This window comes from Rothia sp. HMSC068E02 (assembly GCF_001813565.1).
GTDB lineage: Bacteria > Actinomycetota > Actinomycetes > Actinomycetales > Micrococcaceae > Rothia.
Genome location: NZ_KV812894.1, coordinates 197,132 through 218,476, shown reverse-complemented (window position 1 = coordinate 218,476; position 21,345 = coordinate 197,132). Strand labels below are relative to the sequence as shown.

At 60.1% G+C, this 21,345-nt stretch carries 11 protein-coding genes; 7 read left to right on the top strand and 4 right to left on the bottom strand.

What is annotated here, in order from left to right; all coding sequences use genetic code 11:
* Positions 1-107: 107 nt before the first annotated feature.
* The 3 genes from HMPREF2919_RS08210 (at position 108) to HMPREF2919_RS08200 (ending at position 6,128) form a co-directional block, all read left to right on the top strand.
* Complete coding sequence (locus HMPREF2919_RS08210; RefSeq protein ID WP_246824073.1) at positions 108-1,196, top strand: restriction endonuclease; 1,089 nt, start codon at positions 108-110, stop codon at positions 1,194-1,196.
* Between the two features lie 463 nt (positions 1,197-1,659).
* Positions 1,660-4,137 (top strand): restriction endonuclease, encoded by a 2,478-nt coding sequence (locus tag HMPREF2919_RS08205; protein ID WP_070667160.1) that lies wholly within the window; start codon positions 1,660-1,662, stop codon positions 4,135-4,137.
* A gap of 230 nt (positions 4,138-4,367) precedes the next feature.
* Positions 4,368-6,128: a DUF885 domain-containing protein gene (locus tag HMPREF2919_RS08200; RefSeq protein ID WP_070667158.1), complete on the top strand. Its 1,761-nt coding sequence runs from the start codon at positions 4,368-4,370 to the stop codon at positions 6,126-6,128.
* Positions 6,129-6,267: 139 nt separating this feature from the next.
* On the opposite strand, the gene HMPREF2919_RS08195 is transcribed toward HMPREF2919_RS08200, so the two are convergent.
* Together HMPREF2919_RS08195 and HMPREF2919_RS08190 are read right to left on the bottom strand one after the other, a co-directional pair.
* The gene (locus HMPREF2919_RS08195) at positions 6,268-7,560 is read right to left on the bottom strand and encodes a glutathionylspermidine synthase family protein (RefSeq protein ID WP_049345188.1); all 1,293 of its coding nucleotides are present in this window, start codon (positions 7,558-7,560) and stop codon (positions 6,268-6,270) included.
* A gap of 100 nt (positions 7,561-7,660) precedes the next feature.
* Positions 7,661-8,593, bottom strand: a complete 933-nt coding sequence (locus HMPREF2919_RS08190; RefSeq protein ID WP_070667156.1) for a hypothetical protein — start codon at positions 8,591-8,593, stop codon at positions 7,661-7,663.
* Between the two features lie 453 nt (positions 8,594-9,046).
* Here HMPREF2919_RS08190 and HMPREF2919_RS08185 point away from each other — a divergent pair, with 453 nt between their 5' ends.
* The 4 genes from HMPREF2919_RS08185 to HMPREF2919_RS08170 all read left to right on the top strand — a co-directional run bounded on the left by HMPREF2919_RS08185 (position 9,047) and on the right by HMPREF2919_RS08170 (position 15,376).
* Positions 9,047-10,465, top strand: a complete 1,419-nt coding sequence (locus HMPREF2919_RS08185; RefSeq protein WP_070667154.1) for a dicarboxylate/amino acid:cation symporter — start codon at positions 9,047-9,049, stop codon at positions 10,463-10,465.
* 436 nt (positions 10,466-10,901) lie between these two features.
* Entirely contained in the window at positions 10,902-11,615 is a 714-nt protein-coding gene (locus HMPREF2919_RS08180; RefSeq protein ID WP_049345185.1) for a Maf family protein, read from the top strand.
* A 151-nt stretch (positions 11,616-11,766) separates the two neighbouring features.
* Complete coding sequence (locus HMPREF2919_RS08175) at positions 11,767-13,587, top strand: acetyl/propionyl/methylcrotonyl-CoA carboxylase subunit alpha (RefSeq protein WP_070667152.1); 1,821 nt, start codon at positions 11,767-11,769, stop codon at positions 13,585-13,587.
* A 388-nt stretch (positions 13,588-13,975) separates the two neighbouring features.
* A complete protein-coding gene (locus HMPREF2919_RS08170) occupies positions 13,976-15,376 on the top strand; it encodes an MFS transporter (protein WP_049341622.1) in 1,401 nt (466 codons plus the stop codon).
* 159 nt (positions 15,377-15,535) lie between these two features.
* Here the strand turns inward: HMPREF2919_RS08170 and HMPREF2919_RS08165 are convergent, their stop codons facing one another.
* On the bottom strand, positions 15,536-16,954 hold the full coding sequence (locus tag HMPREF2919_RS08165; protein ID WP_049358705.1) for an NAD(P)H-quinone dehydrogenase: 1,419 nt from the start codon (positions 16,952-16,954) through the stop codon (positions 15,536-15,538).
* A 141-nt stretch (positions 16,955-17,095) separates the two neighbouring features.
* Entirely contained in the window at positions 17,096-20,845 is a 3,750-nt protein-coding gene (mfd, locus tag HMPREF2919_RS08160) for a transcription-repair coupling factor (RefSeq protein ID WP_070644076.1), read from the bottom strand.
* Positions 20,846-21,345: the final 500 nt, after the last annotated feature.

Sequence of the window (21,345 nt, the reverse complement as noted above, 5' to 3'; positions counted from 1 at the left end):
ACATTAGTGTTAATAAATTGGCAGGGACCATGGCAAAGATGCTGAATAAAAACCATAGGCCCCCACCGGATGTCTATATCGCGCTTCTGTTGCCGACGCTACGGCGCTTGTCGAAGACTGTGCCTCGCACCGCCGCCTATGTTAGTGAGCAGTTGCGGCAGCAGACTAAGGCGTTGGGGTCAAAGAAGAACCTACCGGCTCTTGAATCCACCGATTTTGCGGTGGCTGTGCGCACCACCTTGAAAATCTTGGTGGCACTTCGTTATGCCCAGCTGATGCCTCGTATAACCCCGTGGGAGAAGAGGAAGTACCTGCTCACTCCTCTGGGTGCCGAGCTGACCTGCACCCCGCATCTGCACGGTTCGGTACCGCCGCGTGTGGTGAAGCAGGTGCAGGCGCTGTGTGCGCAGAGTTTGACGGCGAAGAGCGTGAAGAAGCTCAAGAAGCAGGCGAATGCACTCCTGGCGACTGCGGAGGCGGAGCATCGCCTCATTTTTGGCGCTCCTGACACTGGTGCCCTTAACGCTCTGCCGCCTTTCTCAGGCGCTGATCATGCTCAGTTGAACCCCGCTGCTTATGATGCAACCGATGCTGACTGCCCTATACCCGCCCTGAATTCCGCTGGGCCTGCGAATTCCTGGCCTGCCGGTCAGTCTCCGCTGGATATTATTTTGCGTGCCAGCGATTCGCCGGTGATTCACGCTCAGGCCGAGTTTGCGGAGCATTTTACGCAGGATTTGATTCAGCACGTTCACGCGGTGACGCCAGAATATTTTGAGCAGATTGTTGCCGATATTTTTACGGCTCTCGGTTTTAATACCGAGGTAACCGGCGGTGCTGACGATAAGGGTGTTGACGTTATTGCCCGCTATTCTGATGGCCTGGATTTCGCACCGATCTATATTCAAGTGAAGCACTATTGCGGGACCATGAAGGTCACCCCCAATGAGATTCAGAAGCTTGCCGGTGCGGTACTTTTACACGGCGGTTTGCAGGGTGTTTTGGTGACCTGCGGTGCTTATGCGCATCCGGTGCCTGAGTATTTGCAGGGCTTGCCGGGCGCACGCAATATTGCTCTGGTTGATCAGCACCACTTGGTGGAGCTGATGATTCGCCATCGTGTGGGTGTGCTTGATGGTGAGGGCGAGTGCGGTTATCGCATTGATGAGGAGTATTTTGCTCGCGGCATGGAGTAGCCGGGGGTATTTTGCGGTGAGTATTTCTCACTGAACGTCTCTGGTCTTCGCGCATTTCCTGCGTTATTTCACTTAATGTATTTTCACTTTTCCTTGAGGATATTTTTCATATATCGGCTGGTTTTAGAAATCTAGGTTATTTCTTGAACCAGCCGATACAATGGGAGGGTAATGCGTTATATATACTCGCATTATTTCACGAAGTGTATATACCCGTGACGGTATCAGCGCTTCACCATAATTTATAGCGTTCTTTCTGAAGTGTTCGTCATAGAAGACGGTACGTGAGCGGGAGGGTCTGAGTAATCTGCCTTTCCCGCTTCTCTTCACGAGGGATTACCAAAGTGTCGACCCAAAAATAAAGATGGTGTCGCCCAGTATTGTGTGAATATTTTCCCTCTCGAATGACTGCACTTTATGAAGAACGACCGCACGATAAATAACACCAGATAAGGAGCCCGGCGTGGCTTTTGTGAATAAAACAATGCTCCATATCGATCATTCCGAATTGCACTCTCTGCAGCAGGAAATTTCGTGGGAGGCCCTACCCGAGGAAGCACGCGCTCTCAGCGTTGCGGCGGCTTTCTCCCTGCTCCGCCACTTTGAGCGCGCTCAGGACCGTGGCGAGAAGGTTTTCTTCCCCGATATGTACACCCCCGTAGGTGTGGACCTGGGTTTCAACATGACTCAGCGTTTCATTGCGGTCGGTGACAATGTTCTCTTCCGTGAGGCACTCAATAAGCTGATTGCGGCGCTGGTCAACGCTGACTATCTTGAGGTGTCCCTCAGCCAGCTGCATCCGGGCAACCTGCACTACGCCCTCAGCGAGGCTGGCCGTGAACTTTTGGGCACCCCGAAGGAACAGCAGGCGCAGGCTCTTCTGCCGGTTCTGCCCCTCCTCAGCGGCGTGTACCTCTACTACCTGAAGCAGTTCTACCCGGTTCTGCTCTCGCATATTACGGTGCGTGAGCTTCTGCCCATCGTCCTGAGTGTTACCCCGGCCTATCCCGCGGCGGCTCCCGTGAAGATTCGTGAGCTGGTGCTGCGCGAGTGCGGTTTTGTGCAGGGCTGGTACGGCCTGTCGTACCTGGAGCAGCGCATTGTTGAGCCGGTGATTGCTCAGGCGCTGAGCCTGCTGACCCGTGAGGGCTACCTGCGCACCAAGACGATCCACGAGCACACGGATTCTCCGCTGACTCTGTACTCGCTGTCGCCTTCGGCGAAGGAACTGGTAACCCGCCACGAGGAGACCGGCGTGCCGGCGAGCGAGCTGAGCTCCGTGCTGGCGCTGGTGAAGGATGAGGGCGCCTCCATTACGGCTGAGGATATTGCCGCAACTGACGCTCTGCTGACTCATATGGGCGTTCTTCTGCTCGACACCCTCAACGACCACGGCGCCGATGTGGAGCTGAGCCTTCCGAGCCTGGAGCAGGTCTTTGACCGCGACGAGCGCATTCAGCAGGCGTCCTCGAACCCCTATTTTGTGCAGATTGACGCGCAGGATTACCTCTACGATGTGCTGATTGCCCACCACTATCTCTCCGAGCGTGAGACCGTCTACTCGCTGGGTCCTGCGTTTGCACCGGCTTTGGCGCAGATGGTTGAGCCGAGCGTTCAGAAGCTGGTGGCTTCGGCTCTGCTGGATCCCGCGGCGGTGGATGCTCTGCCGTACCCGCATCAGTTGCTGTACCCGATTCTGAAGCTCGTGGAGGAGAACCCGCGTATCTCCTACTACGACATCTACGATGAGTTGAAGCTCGCCCTGGATATCCCGTACCTGCAGGGTGAGATTGCTCCGCACCGTTATAAGCTGACCCCGCGTCTGCGTAACCGCTATTCGGTGGCGATGCACGTGCTCAAGGGCGAACGCTACCTGAACGCTCTGCGTGAGGGTACGGGCCGTACCTCCCGCAAGAACCCGGAGCGTTACGAGCTGAGCGAGGCGGGTAAGGAGCTGCTCAAGCGTTTCCCGGAGGGTGCTCCGGAGGCGGTGACCGCCCGCATGGCGCCGCTGCCGCCGCAGTCGCTCAAGCACAAGCTGCCTCAGGATATTGCGGCTGAGCTGCAGGCTCGTGAGGAGGCTCTTCAGGCTGCTAAGGAGGCGCGCGCGGCGGAGCGTCAGGCTCGCCTGGCGGCTCGTGAGGGTGCTTCGCGTGAGCCGTTGGCTCCGGTGCCGGGTGCTTCTCCGGCGCTGTTGGCGCGTCCGGCTGGTTCGCCGGTAGCGGCTCCTACCCAGGCGACTACTGCCCAGGCACCCGCTGAGGTTCCGGCGGCACCGGTCGCTGCGACTACCGCCCAGCCTGCCGTGCCCGCTCCTGCTGTTTCTGCACCCGTTGCAGCTCCCGTTCAGCCGGTTGTTTCCGCTACTGCTGTGTCCACTCCCGCTGGTTCGACTGTTGAGCCCTCGACTGCTCTGCAGGTGGCTGCCGCGCAGGTGCGTGAGGCTCTGAAGCGTTACCGTCAGGTCTTCCGCCGTGAGGCTCTGGCTCCGGCGCTGGCGCAGGTGTCTGAGGAGCGTTTCCGTAGCATTGGTTTCGATTTGTTCCTGATGCGCGGCTACACGGTAGAGGCGCTGGAGGCTCGGGGTGTGGACGGCGTGGCGACCCCCGCCACCGGTGAAAAAGAGCGAGCGTTCTACGTTCGTACTCTGCGCCCGGCATCTAACGGCGTGCTGTCCGCGAGCGTTCGGCCTCAGGACATTACCGCGTTCTTCCTGGCAATTCACGCCCGCGGCGGTCAGCTCGGCACCTTCATCACGAACGCCACATTCAGCGATGAGGCGTACGACGAGTTCATCCGCTGCTCGACCAAGTACCCGAACATTCTGGTGGATCTGGTATCCGGCGATGAGCTGCAGGACCGCCTCATTGCGCACCGCCTCGGCGTGGTCCAGAGCGCGAACGGTCTGCTCGGGCTCAACGGTGAATACTTCACCGGCTAAGTCGCCAGCTAGCAGCTTGTAACCCATCTGGGTGACGCCCCGGTCTTCCTCTCCTGCACGTTCAGGAGAAGAAAGCCGGGGCGTTTTCGCGCATCCTCCCCGGTGAGTTGTCCACAGGTGAGCTGTTTTCCTCGCATTCGGTGCCGCTCAGCCCGTAATATTGCCGGTTTAAGCGAGCTAAATCACCGAAAATCGTGGTTGAAGGCACACCCCTGAGTTAGGATATGAACATGAGCACTTACCAGGAACTTCCCAGCATCTACCGATTGAAGCGCTCGCTGACCGACGTCGATCAGATTGCTAACGAATATTTTGAAAAGGTCCTCGACCTGAACCCCGTCCATGCAACCGAGCTTGGTCGTAAGGGCGTAGAGACTCTGTACCCCGATTACTCGCCCGCCGGCGAGAAGGCTTTTGCGCGCCTTGCGAAGAAGACTTTGAAGAAGGTCGATAATGTCCTGCCTATTGATGACGTTGACCTGGTCACCCTGGATGCTCTGCAGGAGCGCCTGAGCCTGTACCGCAAGCAGCACAAGGCTGGCTTTGGTGGCTGGCAGATGAATAATATTGCGTCCGTCCCGCAGGAGGTGCGCTCGGTTTTCGACCTGATGAAGCGCAACACCCAGCAGGACTGGGAGCACATCATTGGTCGTATGCACCGCGTGACCGAGGCGCTGGAGGGCTACATCCAGACCCTTGAGGCGGCTCGTGAAGAGGGCAAGGTCGCCCCGCGCCGCCAGGTGGATATTGTCATTGAACAGACCGCCGCGTACTACGCTCCCGGTGGTTTCTTTGACGAGCTTGCCGCTGAGGTCGCCGAGGCTGTCCCCTCGCTGAAGGATGAGGCTGCCGCAGGTGCCGAGGCTGCAAAGGAAGGCTACCGCCGACTCAACAGCTACCTGGTGGAGAAGCTGCAACCGGCCGCTCCCTCCCGCGACGCTGTGGGCCGTAAGGCGTACAGCCTGCACTCCCGTTCGTTCCTGGGTACCACCATTGACCTGGACGAAACCTACGCTTGGGGCGTGAAGGAGCTGGAGAGCATTATCGCTCGTCAGCGTGAGGTTGCCGAGGAGATCGAGCCGGGCGCAAGCATTGAACGCGCTAAGCAGCTGCTCGATGAGGACCCGGCACGTCAGCTGCACGGCACCGATGAGCTGAAGGCGTGGATGCAGAAGCTCGCAGACGCCGCCGTGGAGAACCTGGCGGGTAGCCACTTTGAAATTGGCGGCCCCATGCGCCGCATTGAGTGCTGCATTGCACCCACGAACGAGGGCGGTATTTACTACACCGGCCCCTCCCCCGATTTCTCGCGTCCGGGCCGCATGTGGTGGTCGGTTCCCGAGGGTGAGGACACGTTCACTACCTGGCGTGAAACCTCCACCGTGTACCACGAGGGTGTTCCGGGCCACCACCTGCAGATTGCTATCGCCACGGCTCTGAAGGGCACCATGAACTCCTGGCGCACGAACATGCTGTGGGTTTCCGGTCACGGTGAGGGCTGGGCGCTGTACGCCGAGCGCCTCATGGAGGAACTGGGCTACCTGAAGGATCCGGGTGACCGCATGGGTATGCTGAACGCTCAGCGTATGCGCGCCGCCCGCGTGGTCTTCGATATTGGTGTTCACTGCGAGATGCCGATTCCCGCCGAGTGGGCTGAGCAGTTGGGCGTTGAGCCGGGCACCATCTGGACTTCTGAGCTGGGTTACGAGTTCTTGAAGCTGAACCTGGACGAGTCCGAGGGCCACTTGCGTTTCGAGTTCCTGCGTTACCTGGGTTGGCCGGGTCAGGCTCCGAGCTACAAGATTGGTGAGCGCCTCTGGCTGGAGTTGCGCGATCAGGCTCTGCGCCGCGGCGATGACATGCGTGCGTTCCACACGCGTGCGCTTCTGCTCGGTTCGGTGGGCCTGGATACTCTGCGTCGCGCCCTGACCGATGAGATGATGCTTCCTCTGGATACTGAGGATGACGACGATGAGGACGATGACGAGTAGCCTCTAGTCTGTTCGCTCCTCGTTGAGTGGTTTTCTAGAGTCTCTGATTAGGAGCTCTAGGGATGAAGCCCCCGCTTCAGCTTTGGCTGAGGCGGGGGCTTCGTCTTTTCGTGCGAGGTTTATCTATCGGGATTCCGGGCTATCCGAAGTTTGCGGTGCCGGGGTCGGTGGTGCCGAATCCCATGCCGGTGGAGTCGTTCAGATCCACCAGATGCGGGGCGAAGCGGCACCAGTAGTCGGTGAGCGCGCCGTTCGATTCGCGGATGCCCACGCCTACGGTGCGTCCGTCGACCACCCACACGCCGAGGATGGGGTGGCTGACCGGGTTGATAATGCCTTCGTAGCGCGGTGCCGGGATGTACTCCTGGTAGATGAATTCGCTTTCGGGGGCGTTGGCGAAGAAGTCGTCGTCTTCGGGCTTGATGAAGACGTCATAGTCGGGGGCGTAGATTTCTACGCCGTCGCCTTCGCGTCCGAAGAGGGGCTTACGAACCCAGTTGCGCATGCCGCCGCGGTGGCCCGCGTAGGTGGGTACGAGGTTCGGGTGGCCGGGGTACTTATCCCAGAGCGCGGCGAGCAGCAGCTTATTGGAGAGGAACATCTTCCACGCAGGCTCAATCCAGCGGTCCATGGCGCCGTGGTAGGCGAAAAGGAGCTTGTCGTAGCCTGCTTCGCTGTCGGTGACCAGGTCTTCCCAGGGGTAGAGCTTGAAGAGGTTGGTGATGGCACGTCCGCGGGCGTCTTCCCAGCTCTTGGTGTCTTCGTTGAAGATGACTTCGTCGATGGGAATCATGTGGGTTTTGATGCCCGCCTGCTGTGCCGAGTAGGCGATGAGCCAGAGGTTGTTGTAGTCCTCGTTGTTCTCGTCAATCTCGGGGGACACGTGCGCCAGGTGCAGTACGGGCTGCACGCCCGCGGTGATTTCGGGGGCGAAGATGTGGCGCCAACGGTTGGTGAAGGCTTCACCGATTTCACCCCAGTGGGCGTAGCCGCGGGTGTCGAGGCGCTGGTCTTTCGCCCAGGTTTTCTGGCTGACTGCCGCCTCCACAATGCCGGTGGGGGTGTCGGCGTTGTATTCGAGCAGCTTCATCGGGTCGCCGGGCACACCCGAGTAGGTGAAGTCGAAGCGGCCGTAGAAGTCGGCGTCGCGACGGTTCCAGGATTCTACGGCGAGGTTGAACGCCGCCTGGGGCAGACCGAGGGTGCCGAACGCACCGGAGGCGATGTACTCGACGGTTTCCAGGCACATGCGGTGCATTTCTTCCGCCTGGGCTCGCACAGAGTCCATTTCTTGCGGGCTAAAAATGTAGGCGGCGTATTCGTTCCAGTAGTGGTCGGTGTCGTGGGGGCCGTCCACGCTGTAGGTGAGGCCTTCCTCAATGATGACGTTCTCCCAGTCGGGTCGGCCGACAGGAAATTCTTCGCGGCGCATGAGGGGCTAGGCTCCTTCGAAGTAGTGAATGGAAAATAGTGAGGAAAATGCGGGCGGGACCGTTCAGTCCCTGCCCGCATTCAGTGTCATGGCTGATGGCTTAGCCGCCGGAGCGGCCGCCACCGGACTTCGAGCCGCCACCGAAACCGCCCTTGCTACCGGACTTCGAGGAAGAGCCAGACTTGGACGAGGAACCAGACTTCGAGGACGAACCCGACTTGGAGGTGTTCGACTTGCTGTAGGAGCCAGTGCTACCGCTATTGCTGGTGCCCTGCTTACCGCTGGAGACCGAGCCGGTGGTCTTGTTACGCACCGTGGAGGTCTTACCGGAGTTATTGGTGCTGGTCACCTTGCCGGAGGAGACGGTGGAGGACTTCTTCGCGCTGCGGTAGGAGTCTTCGAAGCTACCGCCCTTGGAGGACACACCGCTGTAGACGGTGCCGTTGCTGGGGCGGGTGGTGCTGCCTCCGGAGAGCTTGGTGCCCACACCGGGAACCGTGGGGGTGCCGGTAGAGTTCGCGGCACTTTGGCGGCCCAGGTAGTACCAGAGGAACGCATTCGAATTATTGTGGGTGGTGGTCGAACCGGAAGTGCCCGACGACCCAGAAGAGCCCGAGGAGCTGGAGGAACCGGAAGAACCCGACGAGCTCGACGAGCCCGAGGAATCGCTACTGGACGAGTCGGTCGGCTCCTGAACGCCTGCCTTCTCACATTCGCTATCTTCCACGCGCAGGCCGGTCTTCGCGTCCTGGCAGACGCGGGCGTACTCTTCGCCCTGCGACAGGAACGCGTTCTCTTCCTGGTGCATGGAGTTGTAGGCGAAGATGCCACCGCCAACCAGTAGCACGCCAGCACCCGCTACGGCAACCATCTTGGCGATGCCGGGGCGGGTCGCACCCAGGTTCAGGGTCTGCTGGGCTGAGGTCTGTGCGGCGCGGGTAGCGAAATCTGCAACCGCTTCCATGCGATTGCGGGGCTTCTTCGGGCCGTTAGGGGTGGTGGTTCCGCCGGGGTATTGGGGAGCAGAACTCATGCATCTCTCCTTGAAAGGTGGTGCGTGGCGTAACGCTCAACGCGTACATGAAGCTGAGTGGGTACAGCATCATCCGGCGACTTTCGCCGGACTATCGGTGTGATTCCAGCATATCAAGCCCTAGCTTTCGGATTATCCGCTGACGGCAAAATCTCAGCAAGCTTCCCCGCATGTTGCGCAGTTGTTTCCTTTCTGTTTGCTTTTGCGGCGATTCCTAATTAACTATCAGCCGATTTAACCGCCCATTTGGGGGGGGAGCTGGCGGCACTGGTGGCAGCGTTGCTGGTTGGGCTGTGCTGCTGGTTGGGTTGCGGAGTTGGGCTGCGGGATGTACAGCCGAAAAGTGCCACCGGAAAGTCACGGTTCTTCACACATCCCCCACACTGCACCGGATTGAAACACTTCTTCACACAAACTCGCGCCGGAGCGCGTAAAAGTTTTAGAGTATGCCACATGTCTACACCGCATGCATCATCTCGTTCACGTCTGCCCAAGTGGGCTACTTCTTTCGGCAACCAAATCATTGCCTCCCTCATTCTAGGTATTGTTCTCGGCGCGCTCGCCCTCGCACTGGGTGGGGACGCGAAGAGCAACCCCAACTGGCTCATGGTGACCTTAGATACCATCGGCTCCTCGTACGTCACCCTGCTGAAGGCTGCCGTTGTTCCGCTGATTTTCACCGCCGTGGTCGCCTCCATCTCTAACCTGTCGCAGGTGACGAACGCGGCACGCCTGGCGGTTAACACGCTCATCTGGTTTGCGATTACCGCGTTCTTCGCGGTGCTCATTGGTATTGCGATGGGCCTGATCGTTCAGCCGGGCGTAGGCGCGCAGGTGCAAGGCAAGGCATACACCGGCTCGACCGGTTCGTGGACCGCATTCCTGACCGGTCTGATTCCGGTGAACTTCCTGGGTCTGGGTGTCAGCGCTAAGTCCGGTGATTCCGGCATCACCGCCTCGGCAAACTTCAACGTGCTGCAGATTCTGGTCATTTCCGGTGCGGTCGGCATTGCCGCGCTGAAGGTCGGCGAGGCTGCCAAGCCGTTCATTGACGTGGTCAAGAGCGCCCTGGCAATTATCCAGAAGATTCTGTGGTGGATTATTCGCCTGGCACCGCTGGGTACCGTGGGTCTGATCGCTAAGGCAGTGTTTGCCTACGGTTGGGCGTCGATGGGTTCGCTGGTCGCGTTCGTTATCGCCCTCTACATTGGCCTGCTGCTGGTCTTCCTCGTGATCTACCCGATTATTGTGCGTGCGAACGGCCTGTCGGTCCGACAGTACTTCTCGGGCGTGTGGCCGGCGCTTCAGCTGGGCTTCGTGTCCCGTTCTTCGATGGGTTCGATGCCGATGACCCAGACCGTTGCCGAACGCAACCTGGGTGTTCCCCGAGCCTATGCGTCCTTCGCGGTTCCGCTGGGTGCGACCACCAAGATGGACGGTTGCGCTTCGGTTTACCCGGCACTGGCGGCGATTTTCGTGGCTCAGTTCTACGGTATTCAGCTGGACTTCACCCAGTATCTGCTGATTGTGATGGTGTCCGTGCTCGGTTCGGCTGCGACTGCCGGTACGACCGGCGCTATCGTGATGCTGACCCTGACCCTTTCCACTCTGGGTCTGCCCCTGGACGGCGTGGGTCTGCTCCTGGCGATTGACCCGATCGTTGACATGGGTCGTACCGCTCTGAACGTTGCCGGTCAGGCTCTGGTTCCCGCGATTGTGGCTCGCCGCGGGGGCATCCTGGATGAGGAGCTCTACAACGCTCCCCGTTCTGAGGGCGGCTTCGTTGCTCAGGAATTCTACGATGAGCGCATCGCCGGCGAGGCGCAGCGACTTCACGAGGTGGAGGACAGCACCGCCGCGGCACGCCGCTAATCTGGCAAGCTAATCTGGCGAAGGCTCATGCACACGGCGCTAGGCGGTACTGCTTAGCGCTGTGTCGCTTCTCCGCCACCCATGCCCCCAGCATGGGCAAAATACATTTGTCAAACGTCATAAAAGTGTCACTATTGATTCTTTTTTTCTTTAAGGTTTGAGAAGAGTTATGATTTTGAACGGCGTGTTCCATCTCCTACGTGGTTGAGGGGGATGGGACACGCTCTTTGTATGCCCGCCGGTTTTATGCCCCCTCGTTACGCCCCTCGGCTCGACACTCCAGCCCTCCCGCAGATCACGCCCCCCCCCAGATTGCACCAAGGCTCCGTGCTCAACGCTGACGCACCGGCGGAGGCTTCCACCCAGTGACCCTCAATCTGCACCCCAGAGTAAAACCCGAAAGTAAAACTCTCCGGCAACGCTTAAAATAGAACCCATGACTACCAGCGCTTCATCACCCCGACTAATTCTTGCCTCCGCCTCCCCGGCGCGCCGCAAGCTCCTGGAAGACTCCCGCATCGCATTCACGGTGCGCGTCTCCTCCGTAGATGAGGACGCCGCACTCGCTACCGCCAACGAACAGGCGCGAGCGCAGGGACGTGCGGGACTCACCCCGGCTGAGACCGCTTCCCTTCTGGCGCAGTTGAAGGCGCAGGCAGTTGCCGCTGAACTCGCCGCCGAGGGTGTGCGCGATGCGCTGGTTCTGGGCTGCGATTCGGTCTTCGAGTTTGAGGGTGTTGCCTACGGCAAGCCTCACACTGCCGAGGCGGCACGCGAGCGCGTTAGTGCCATGAGCGGCAACCACGGTGTGTTGCATACCGGTCACGCGCTCGTGGATTTGCGCGGTCTTGAGCCGGGTGCCGAGCTGTCCGCTACTTCTGAGCTGCCCACCGTTTCTGAGTTGCGCAGCGCTACCGTCCACTTTGATACGCTCAGCCCAGAGGAAATCGAGGCGTACATTGCTACCGGTGAGCCGCTCTGGGTAGCCGGTTCCTTTACCCTGGACGGTTACGGTTCGGCGTTTATTCGCGGTATTGAGGGTGAGTTCCACACGGTGGTGGGTCTGTCCATTCACGCGCTACGCGATATGCTGCGCCGCCGCGAGGTTGCGGTGACCGAGCTGTGGCTAGCGCCCCAAGATGAAGATTAGATCCAGCGTAATCGTATAAATCTGTCTCAAAGCGCGCCCTGAAATACACATTATTGAACACCAATCGATAAGATAGAACAGTATGATGCGCGTTATATTCGCCAATCCTGCCGATGTATCCTTGGAGCAGGAGATTAAAGGAGAGCTTTAAGTGACTCAGCACCAGGCAGAAGCCGCCAAGAAATTTACTGCAGTCCCCGGCCGCCACACCGGCCCGGTCAGCAAGATTCTCATTGCCAACCGCGGTGAAATTGCTGTCCGCGTGATTCGTGCAGCCCGCGATGAGGGTCTGCAGACCGTCGCCGTCTACGCTGACCCCGACCGCGACTCCCAGCACGTGAAGCTCGCCGATGAAGCCTACGCTCTCGGCGGCGCCACCGCGGCACAGTCCTACCTGGTCATGGATAAGCTCATTGAAATCGCTCGCCGCTCCGGCGCTGATGCTGTGCACCCCGGCTACGGTTTCCTTTCTGAGAACGCGCAGTTCGCACAGAAGTGCATTGACGCTGGTCTGACCTGGATTGGCCCCTCCCCCGAGTCCATTACCCAGCTGGGCGATAAGGTGGCGGCACGCCACATCGCGCAGAAGGTGGGCGCTCCCCTGGTGCCCGGCACCAAGGACCCGGTCAAGTCCGCCGATGAGGTTGTTGCCTTCGCGGATGAGCACGGTCTGCCCATTGCGGTGAAGGCCGCATTTGGTGGCGGTGGCCGCGGCATTAAGGTGGCGCGCGACCGCGAGAGCATTGTTGAGATGTACGAGTCCGCTGTTCGTGAGGCTACCGCGGCGTTCGGTCGCGGTGAGTGCTTCATCGAGCGCTTCCTGGATTCGCCCCGCCATGTTGAGACCCAGTGCCTGGCGGATGCGCACGGCAACGTTGTGGTGGTTTCCACCCGTGACTGCTCCCTGCAGCGCCGCAACCAGAAGCTCATTGAGGAGGCACCTGCCCCCTACCTGAGCGATGAGCAGAACGAGCGCCTGTATGAGGCGTCCCGCGCGATTCTGCGCGAGGCTGGCTACCAGGGTGCCGGCACCTGTGAGTTCCTGGTCGGCACCGACGGCACCATTTCCTTCCTTGAGGTCAACACTCGTCTGCAGGTGGAGCACCCCGTCTCCGAGGAGATTTCCGGTCTGGACCTGGTTCGTGAGCAGTTCCGTATTGCCCGCGGCGAGAAGATTGAGGAGAAGGACCCGGTTCTGCGTGGTCACTCCTTCGAGTTCCGTATTAACGGTGAGGATGCGGGCCGTTCCTTCATGCCCGCCCCCGGCACCATCGAGAAGCTGACCGTGCCCACCGGCCCCGGTGTTCGATGGGATTCTGGCTTCGTGGCTGGCGACGTTATCGGCGGCAACTTCGACTCCATGCTGGCTAAGCTCATTGTTACCGGCGCAGATCGTGAGCAGGCTCTGCAGCGTGCCCGCCGTGCCCTGGCTGAGCTGACCATTGAGGGCATGCCCACCGTCGTCCCGTTCCACCGCGTCGTGCTGGATGACCCCGCCTTCGCACCGGCTGAGGGCGGCGAGTTCAAGGTGCACACCCGCTGGATTGAGACCGAGTTCAACAACACCATCCCCATGTACTCCGGTGCGCCCGGCAGCGTGGATTCCGATGAGGACGAGCGCACCACCGTGGTCGTTGAGGTCAACGGCAAGCGCATGGAGGTGTCCCTGCCCGAGCTGGGCGGTGGCGCTAAGCCTGCCGCTAAGCCCGCGTCCAAGACCCGCAAGTCCCGTTCGGCACGTAGCGCGGCAAAGGGTGGCGGCGACGAGCTGACCAGCCCCATGCAGGGCACCATCGTGAAGGTAGCGGCTTCTGACGGCGACACCGTCGCTGAGGGCGACCTGATTCTGGTGCTGGAGGCGATGAAGATGGAGCAGCCCATTACCGCGCACAAGGCGGGTAAGGTTTCGGGACTGTCAGCTAAGGCCGGCGATACCGTCACCTCCGGTGCGGTGCTGGCGACCATTAAGTAACGCTTCGCCTCGATACTGAGGTCTCGATACCGCGGTCTCGCGACTGCGAGCGCTATAGGCTATACGAATCCCCCGGAGGGGTATGAGGTCATGTCTCGTATCTTTCCGGAGGATTTTCTATGTCCGCTCTTGCCTGTTTAGGTGGGATTTACGCCGCTAACCCTTGTGTTCGCGTCCAGATAGTGGCTGTATTTGTTTGGGTTTTTCTGAACAGAGTTATAATGTTGCACTTTAGAGGAGCCTTTCAGATTCCTACGCCCACCGCACCCACCCGGTGCGGTCACGGCACCCGATACGCGCCTACGGCACACCCGCCTCACGCGCTGACCGGTAACGGACGCCCCGGCTCCACCTGTACACACAGTTCACCATTTCGGGAGTTTTCCTTATGAGCACCTCTGCACCCGACACGAAAGTGTCTGCTGCATCGGTGAAGAATACGACTCCTCGCAGTCGAGTTATTCTCGCCTCGCTCGTTGGTACCACCATCGAGTTCTACGATTTCTACATTTACGCCACCGCAGCAGTGGCGGTGTTCCCTGTGCTGTTCTTCCCCGCGAAGGACGCAACCACCGAGCTTCTGGCTTCCTTCGCGACCTTCGGCGTCGCCTTCATTGCCCGCCCCCTCGGTTCCGTAATCTTCGGTCACTTCGGCGACAAGATCGGTCGTAAAGCAACCCTCGTTGGTGCGCTACTGACCATGGGTCTGGCGACCTTCATCATCGGCCTGCTGCCCACCTACCACCAGATTGGTCTGTGGGCACCGGCCATGCTGACCATTATGCGTTTCTGCCAGGGCCTGGGTCTGGGCGGCGAATGGTCCGGTGCGGCACTGCTCGCCAGCGAATATGCTGAGGACGGCAAGCGCGCCCGCGCCGCCATGTGGCCTCAGCTGGGTGCACCCATCGGCTTCGTGCTTGCGAACGGCTTCATGCTGCTGCTGACCAGCTGGATTTCCTTCAACTCCGCAACCGACGGCAAGAACCTTGATCACCCCTTCCTCATTTGGGGTTGGCGTATTCCGTTCCTGCTGTCCATCGTGATGGTTGCTGTCGGCCTGTACGTGCGTTTCAAGCTGGAGGAGACCCCCGTCTTCGCCAAGGCTGCTGCTAACAACGAGAAGGTTAAGACCCCGCTCGTTGAGGCGTTCAAGGTCGCTTGGTGGCCCATGATTCAGGGTACCTTCATCATGGTGGCATGCTACGTGCTGTTCTACCTGATGACCGCGTGGGTTCTCTCCTACGGTATCGGCAAGGCGGATAAGGGCGGCCTGGCTATCCCCTACCGCGAGTTCCTGATCATTCAGCTGATCTCCATTATTGGCTTCGCAATCTTCATTCCGATCTCGGGTTGGCTGGCTGACAAGTACGGCCGCCGCACCCAGCAGCTGTGGACCACCATCGCGATGGCTGTCTTCGGTCTGTCCTTCGGTCTGTTCATCTCCCCCTCCGTTGTTGGTACCGGTGCGAACGCAAACGCCGCTGTAGTTACCCTCTTCATCTTTATCGGTATGTGTCTGATGGGTCTGTCTTTCGGCTCCATGTCCGCATACCTGCCGGAGCTGTACCCCACCAACGTGCGTTACACCGCCAGCGGTATCGCCTACAACGTGGCATCCATCCTCGGCGCGGCACTGACCCCGTTCGTGGCTGTTTGGTTGAACTCCACTTACGGTGTGGCTGCAGTGGGCGGCTACCTGGCATTCGCATCGATTCTGAGCGTTGTCTTCATTCTGCTCACTCACGAAACCCGTGACGTGGACATGAACGCCGTCAGCACCACGAAGTAAAGCTTCGCGGCGCTAAGCGTCTCTACGGCAAAGCGGTGGGGGTCACCTCCTGATTCTTAGGAACTCAGGAAGTGACCCCCACCGCTTTTGTGCGTTTCAGAGATTCTGTGAGCTTCTGAGATAGCGGCTCTCTACAAGCCCAGGGTATCTATGCGCCGGCTACAGGCCGCGAGTGTGCAGCTTGCGCGCAGCCTCAGCAATAGAGCCGGAGAGCGAGGGGTAAACCGTGAAGGTGTCCGCCAGGTCATCCACCGCGAGCTTCTTCTCCACAGCCAGGGCGATAGGGTAAATCAGCTCGGAGGCGCGCTGACCAACCACCACGCCACCGATGACGGTGCCGGAGTGGCGGCGAGCAAAAATCTTCACGAATCCATCGCGCATCGCCATCATCTTCGCGCGCGGGTTGGTGCTCAGCTGCAGGGTCACCGCATCGCCACGGTACGCCCCCTCGGCAAGGTCCTTCTCACTCACACCCACAGTCGCAATCTCCGGGGAGGTGAAGATATTTGCGGCAACCTTATCGGTACGCAGCGGGCGCACCGCATCACCGAGGATGTGCGCCATAGCGATACGGCCCTGCATTGCAGCCACGGAAGCCAGTGGGTACACGCCCGTGCAGTCGCCAGCGGCGTAAATGCTGTTCACGCTCGTGCGGGACACGCCGTCCACCTTAATATGGCCGCTCGGGGTCTGCTCCACACCGGCAGCTTCCAAGCCCAAATCCTCAGTGTTCGGAATCGAACCAATAGCCACCAGGCAGTGAGTGCCAGAGACCTTACGGCCATCGGACAGGGTCACGATGACACCTGAGCCGTCCTCAGTACGCTCAACAGCAGCCGCACGGGAACGCGGCATCACTCGCACGCCGCGACGCTCAAAGACGTCCTCCAGCACGCGAGCTGCGTCCTCGTCCTCACCGGGAAGCACACGGTCACGCGAAGACACCAGCGTAACCTTAGACCCCAGACCGTTATATGCCGAAGCGAACTCCGCACCGGTCACACCCGAACCAATCACAATCAGTTCCTCGGGAACTTCGGAGAGGTTGTACAGCTGAGTCCAGGTCAGGATGCGCTCGCCATCAGGCATACCGGTCGCCATTTCGCGCGGATGCGTACCCACCGACAGCATCACAAAGTCCGCCTGCAGGGGGTAGACCAGACCAGCTTCATCGGTCACCTGAACGGTGTGGCGGTCCAGGAGCTTACCGGTACCGTGAATAATCTTCACTCCTGCAGAAGCCAGGGCGCGCTTAATGTCGGCAGACTGCTGCTGAGCCAGGTCGCGGACTCGGCGGTTCACACGGTCCATATCAACACGAAGCTGCGGAGCCTTACCCTTCGTATTTTCAATGCCCAAGCTACCCGCCTCAGAGAAGCGGGTCATCATATCCGCCGTAGCGATTAGGGTCTTAGAGGGCACAACGTCAGTCAGAACGGCGGAGCCACCAATGGCATTACGCTCGATCAGAGTCACGTCCGCGTTGGATGCGGCAGCCACCATCGCCGCCTCGTAGCCGCCGGGGCCACCACCAATAATTACAATTCGCTGAGATGCGTAGTTCACCTTTGAAGTCATGCCTTAATTGTGAGCTATGCCGCCTGCGTGGGGCAAACGCACTCGCCGTGCAGATGTGCCATATTGTGGCAATCTGCACGGCGAGCATCTTCATGGTTCGGCAGCCCGATATGACAGGGCGGCACCTACCCCTGTAGGTCTCTACTCCTCGAGAGCCTGCGGCTTCTCCGAGTAAATCGAGTTGATGAACTTCTCAGCCCACTGCAGCATCGCGCCGTCCACCAGGTCCTTACCGCCAACCGGCATGGTCTTCGGGCGCGGCACCAGAGTCAGCCAGGTATCCATACCCTTCGGCTGGGCGTGCGTGGACCCAGGGTACACGCGCTTCAGGCGCATCTGGCGGGACTCCGGCAGCGGCGTAGCGGTTACCACGCGAACCTTCGGACCCAACACCACCAGTTCATGAATACCGGCGGCACGGGCGTGCATACGCACCGTCGCCACGGCAAGCAGGTTCTCTACCGCATCCGGCAGCTCGCCGTAACGGTCGACCAGCTCCTCGCGTGCCTCCGCGATCTTCTCTTCGGTATCGGCGGCAGCAATCTGACGGTACGCCTGCAAGCGCAGACGCTCAGAATCAATGTAGGTGTGAGGAATATGCGCGTTGACGGGCAGGTCAATCTTCGTCTCGACCTCGCGCTCTTCCTTCTCGCCGCGGTAGTTTGCGACCGCCTCGCCGACCAGGCGCAGGTACAGGTCAAAACCGACACCGGCAATATGACCGGACTGTTCGCCACCGAGCAGGTTGCCGGCACCACGAATCTCCAGGTCTTTCATCGCAAGCTGCAGGCCAGCGCCCAGCTCGTTATGCGTTGCCACAGCCTTCAGACGCTCGTGCGCAATCTCGCCGAGGGTCTTATCCACCGGGTACAGGAAGTAGGCGTAGGCGCGCTCGCGGCCACGACCCACGCGGCCACGCAGCTGGTGTAGCTGGCTCAGACCGTAGTTCTGGGCGTGGTCGACAATGAGGGTGTTCGCGTTCGAAATATCCAGGCCGGTCTCAACGATGGTGGTGCACACCAGCACGTCAAAGCGGCGCTCCCAGAAGTCCACAATAATCTGCTCCAGGCGCGATTCACTCATGCGGCCGTGGGCGGTGGCGATGCGCGCCTCCGGCACGAGCTTGCCGATTTCCGCGGCAACATCGTCGATGTCAGCCACGCGGTTGTGCACGAAGAAAACCTGTCCTTCACGCATGAGCTCGCGGCGGATTGCGGCAGTAATCTGGCTGTCGGTGCGCGGACCAACGAAGGTCAGCACGGGATGGCGTTCCTCCGGCGCGGTGGCAAGGGTGGAGGTCTCGCGAATACCGGTTAGCGACATTTCCAGGGTGCGCGGAATCGGGGTAGCACTCATGGCGAGCACGTCCACGTTGGTGCGCATCTGCTTGAGCTTTTCCTTATGCTCCACGCCAAAGCGCTGTTCCTCGTCAATGATGACCAGGCCCAGGTCCTTGAACACTACGCTGTCCGAGAGGATGCGGTGGGTACCGATCACCACGTCCACCGCGCCGGATGCGATTTCTTCGGTAATCTGGCGGGTTTCCTTCGCCTTCTGGAAGCGGGAGAGCACGCGAATCTTCACGGGGAATCCCGAGAAGCGCTCGCTGAACGTCTCGTAGTGCTGCTGCGCGAGCAGGGTCGTGGGTACGAGTACGGCAACCTGTTTGCCGTCCTGCACCGCCTTGAATGCGGCACGTACGGCGACCTCGGTTTTGCCGAAGCCCACATCGCCGGAGATGAGGCGGTCCATGGGGATTTCCTTCTCCATGTCTTCCTTCACCTCGTGGATGGCGGTGAGCTGGTCCGGAGTCTCGTTATAGGGGAAGGATTCTTCCAGCTCTCGCTGCCAGGGAGTGTCTGCTGCGAAGGCGTGACCGCGCGATGCCTGGCGAGCCGAGTAGAGTTTCACCAGGTCAGCAGCGATTTCCTTGACGGCTTTGCGAGCGCGGGACTTGGTCTTAGCCCAGTCGCTACCGCCCATCTTGGACAGGCTCGGGTTCTCGCCACCCACGTAGTTGGAAATCAGATCCAGCTGGTCGGAGGGCACGAAGAGTCGGTCGGGTGCGCCGCCACGCTTGGTGGGGGCGTACTCGATGACCAGGTATTCCTTCATGGGCTGCACGCCGTTGACCGGGGATGCACCAGCCACCGGGCGGGAGGTCATCTCGACGAACCTGCCGATGCCGTGACGCTCGTGCACCACGTAGTCGCCGGGGTTCAGTGCGAGCGGGTCAACCGCATTGCGGCGGCGGCGCGTTTTGAATTTCTGTCCTGTGGCGCCTCGGGGTGCGTAGGTTCCGCGGCGGCCAAGCAGTTCGGCTTCGGTGAAGACGGCGAGCTTCGCCTCCTCGATGAGGAAGCCTGCGGAGGCGGGTGCCTCGCAAACCTCGACGATGCCGTGTTCGAGGTCGCCTGCGGGGTCCTCCTCGAGGCTGGTTCGGCGGGCTGCGGGTACGGCGGGTGCCCCTTCGCCGGAGTGGAAGAGGTCGATGAGGCGGTCGGTGGAGCCGCGGCCGTTGGTGAGGGCGAGGACGGTCCACTGTTGGCCGATGAGGTCGCCGACCTGGCAGAGCATGCGTTCGACGGATCCGTTGAATGCGGTTGCGGGGGTGGCGTTGACGGTGTAGGTGTCAATTCCGTCTTCGATGGCGTCAGCGATGTTCTGGTTTTCGAGTGCGCCTGCGGCGGCATCTTCGAGCAGGTCTGCGTCGGTGACGAGTTCGGTGATTTCCCACCAGCTGAGCTTGGCTTCGAGTGCCTGTGCGGTGGTTTGGTCGATGGTGCGGAATCCGCTGTCGCTCATACGCAACTGGCCCAGGTCGATGGGTGCTACTGCGTCGGCTTCTGCGGAGGTGTCCCATGCGGCGGCGAGGAACTCTTCGTTGGTGGCGACGAGGTCTTCGGCGCGGGCACGCACGCGTTCGGGTTCGACGTTAATAATCATGGACCCTGCCGGCATCAGCTCGGTGAGGGTGTTCATGGATTCGATGAGCAGCGGGGTAAGCGATTCCATGCCTTCGACGTAGATTCCACCCGCAATCTTCTCAAGCATGGCTGCGGCTGCCGGGTAGTCGGCTTTCAGGCGGGCGGCGCGGCTCATGACCTCGGGGGTGATGAGCAGTTCGCGACAGGGCAGCAGGGTGAGTTCAGTAAGTTCTTCTCCCCCGCTGAGGGTGCGCTGGTCGGCGACGGAGAAGTGGCGCATTTCGTCGAGTTCGTCACCGAAGAATTCGAGGCGGACGGGGGTGGTTGCGGTGGGCGGGAAGACGTCGATAATGCCGCCGCGTACGGCGTATTCACCGCGCTTGGCGACGAGGTCTACACGGGAGTATGCGGCGTCGTTGAGGCCTCGTACTACATCTTTGAAGGGGTATTCTTTGCCGCGGATCAGGTGCACGGGTTCAAGCTTTTCAATGCCGGTGACGATGGGCTGGATGACGGCGCGTACGGGTGCGATGACGACTTGGGGGCGTTTAGCCGCGTCCCCGGTCATGGCGCGCAGTACCTGCAGGCGGCGGCCTACGGTGTCGGAGCGCGGTGAGAGGCGTTCGTGGGGCAGGGTTTCCCAGGCGGGGAAGAGCGCGATGTCTGCGGCGGGCAAGTAGGAGCGCAGGGCTGCGGCGAGGTCTTCTGCTTGACGGTCGGTGGGGGCGATGATGAGGCTGAGCGCTTCGGCGGTGGTATCGCGTACTGCGGTGGAGATGTCTGCAATGAGCGCGGCGTGGGTTCCGGCGACGGCGCCGATGAGGGTGCGTGCGCTACGTTCGGTGGGCTTCGCGGAGGCGGCGGTGCGGATCGCGGCCCAGCTGCTGAGTTGGTTGAGGGTGTTCAGGAGGGGGTGCAGGGGTGCCTCGAGGGGCTGTGCGGTAGCTTTTCGGGTGGTGCTCACGGGTTCTCCTGAATCTGCTGTCCTCGGTTCCGGCGGTTTGGCTGGTGGAGGGTGTCGACGGGTGGTCGGTGTGAGGTGGTGTCGGGTGGGGTGCCCGGGTGTTTTATTTTGAGGCATTTTATGCGCACTTTTTGGTGATGTGCGCGGCTTTTCTATTGTAGGTCTACTCTGCTTTTTATGGCATTTTTCTTTCGTGGGCTTCTTTGGCTGTAGATATAGCTTTTTGCACCCGATTGTCGCTTTCATTGACGATATATGAGTATGGTTTCCTTCTGTGTCATTTCTTACACCACAACGCCGATTTTATAGGATGTAAATCACACTCCCACCCCCATCTTTGCACTTTGTGCACCATTATTTTCATAGCTTAATCCTGTAACCTAATCAATAACACTTATAGAAAAACCGCACCGTATCTTCCTTCCGGAATCTGAATACCCTAAATACCAACCTCAGGTTTTCAGTATTTACTGCGGTTTTTCTAGTGCGCTAAATTCACC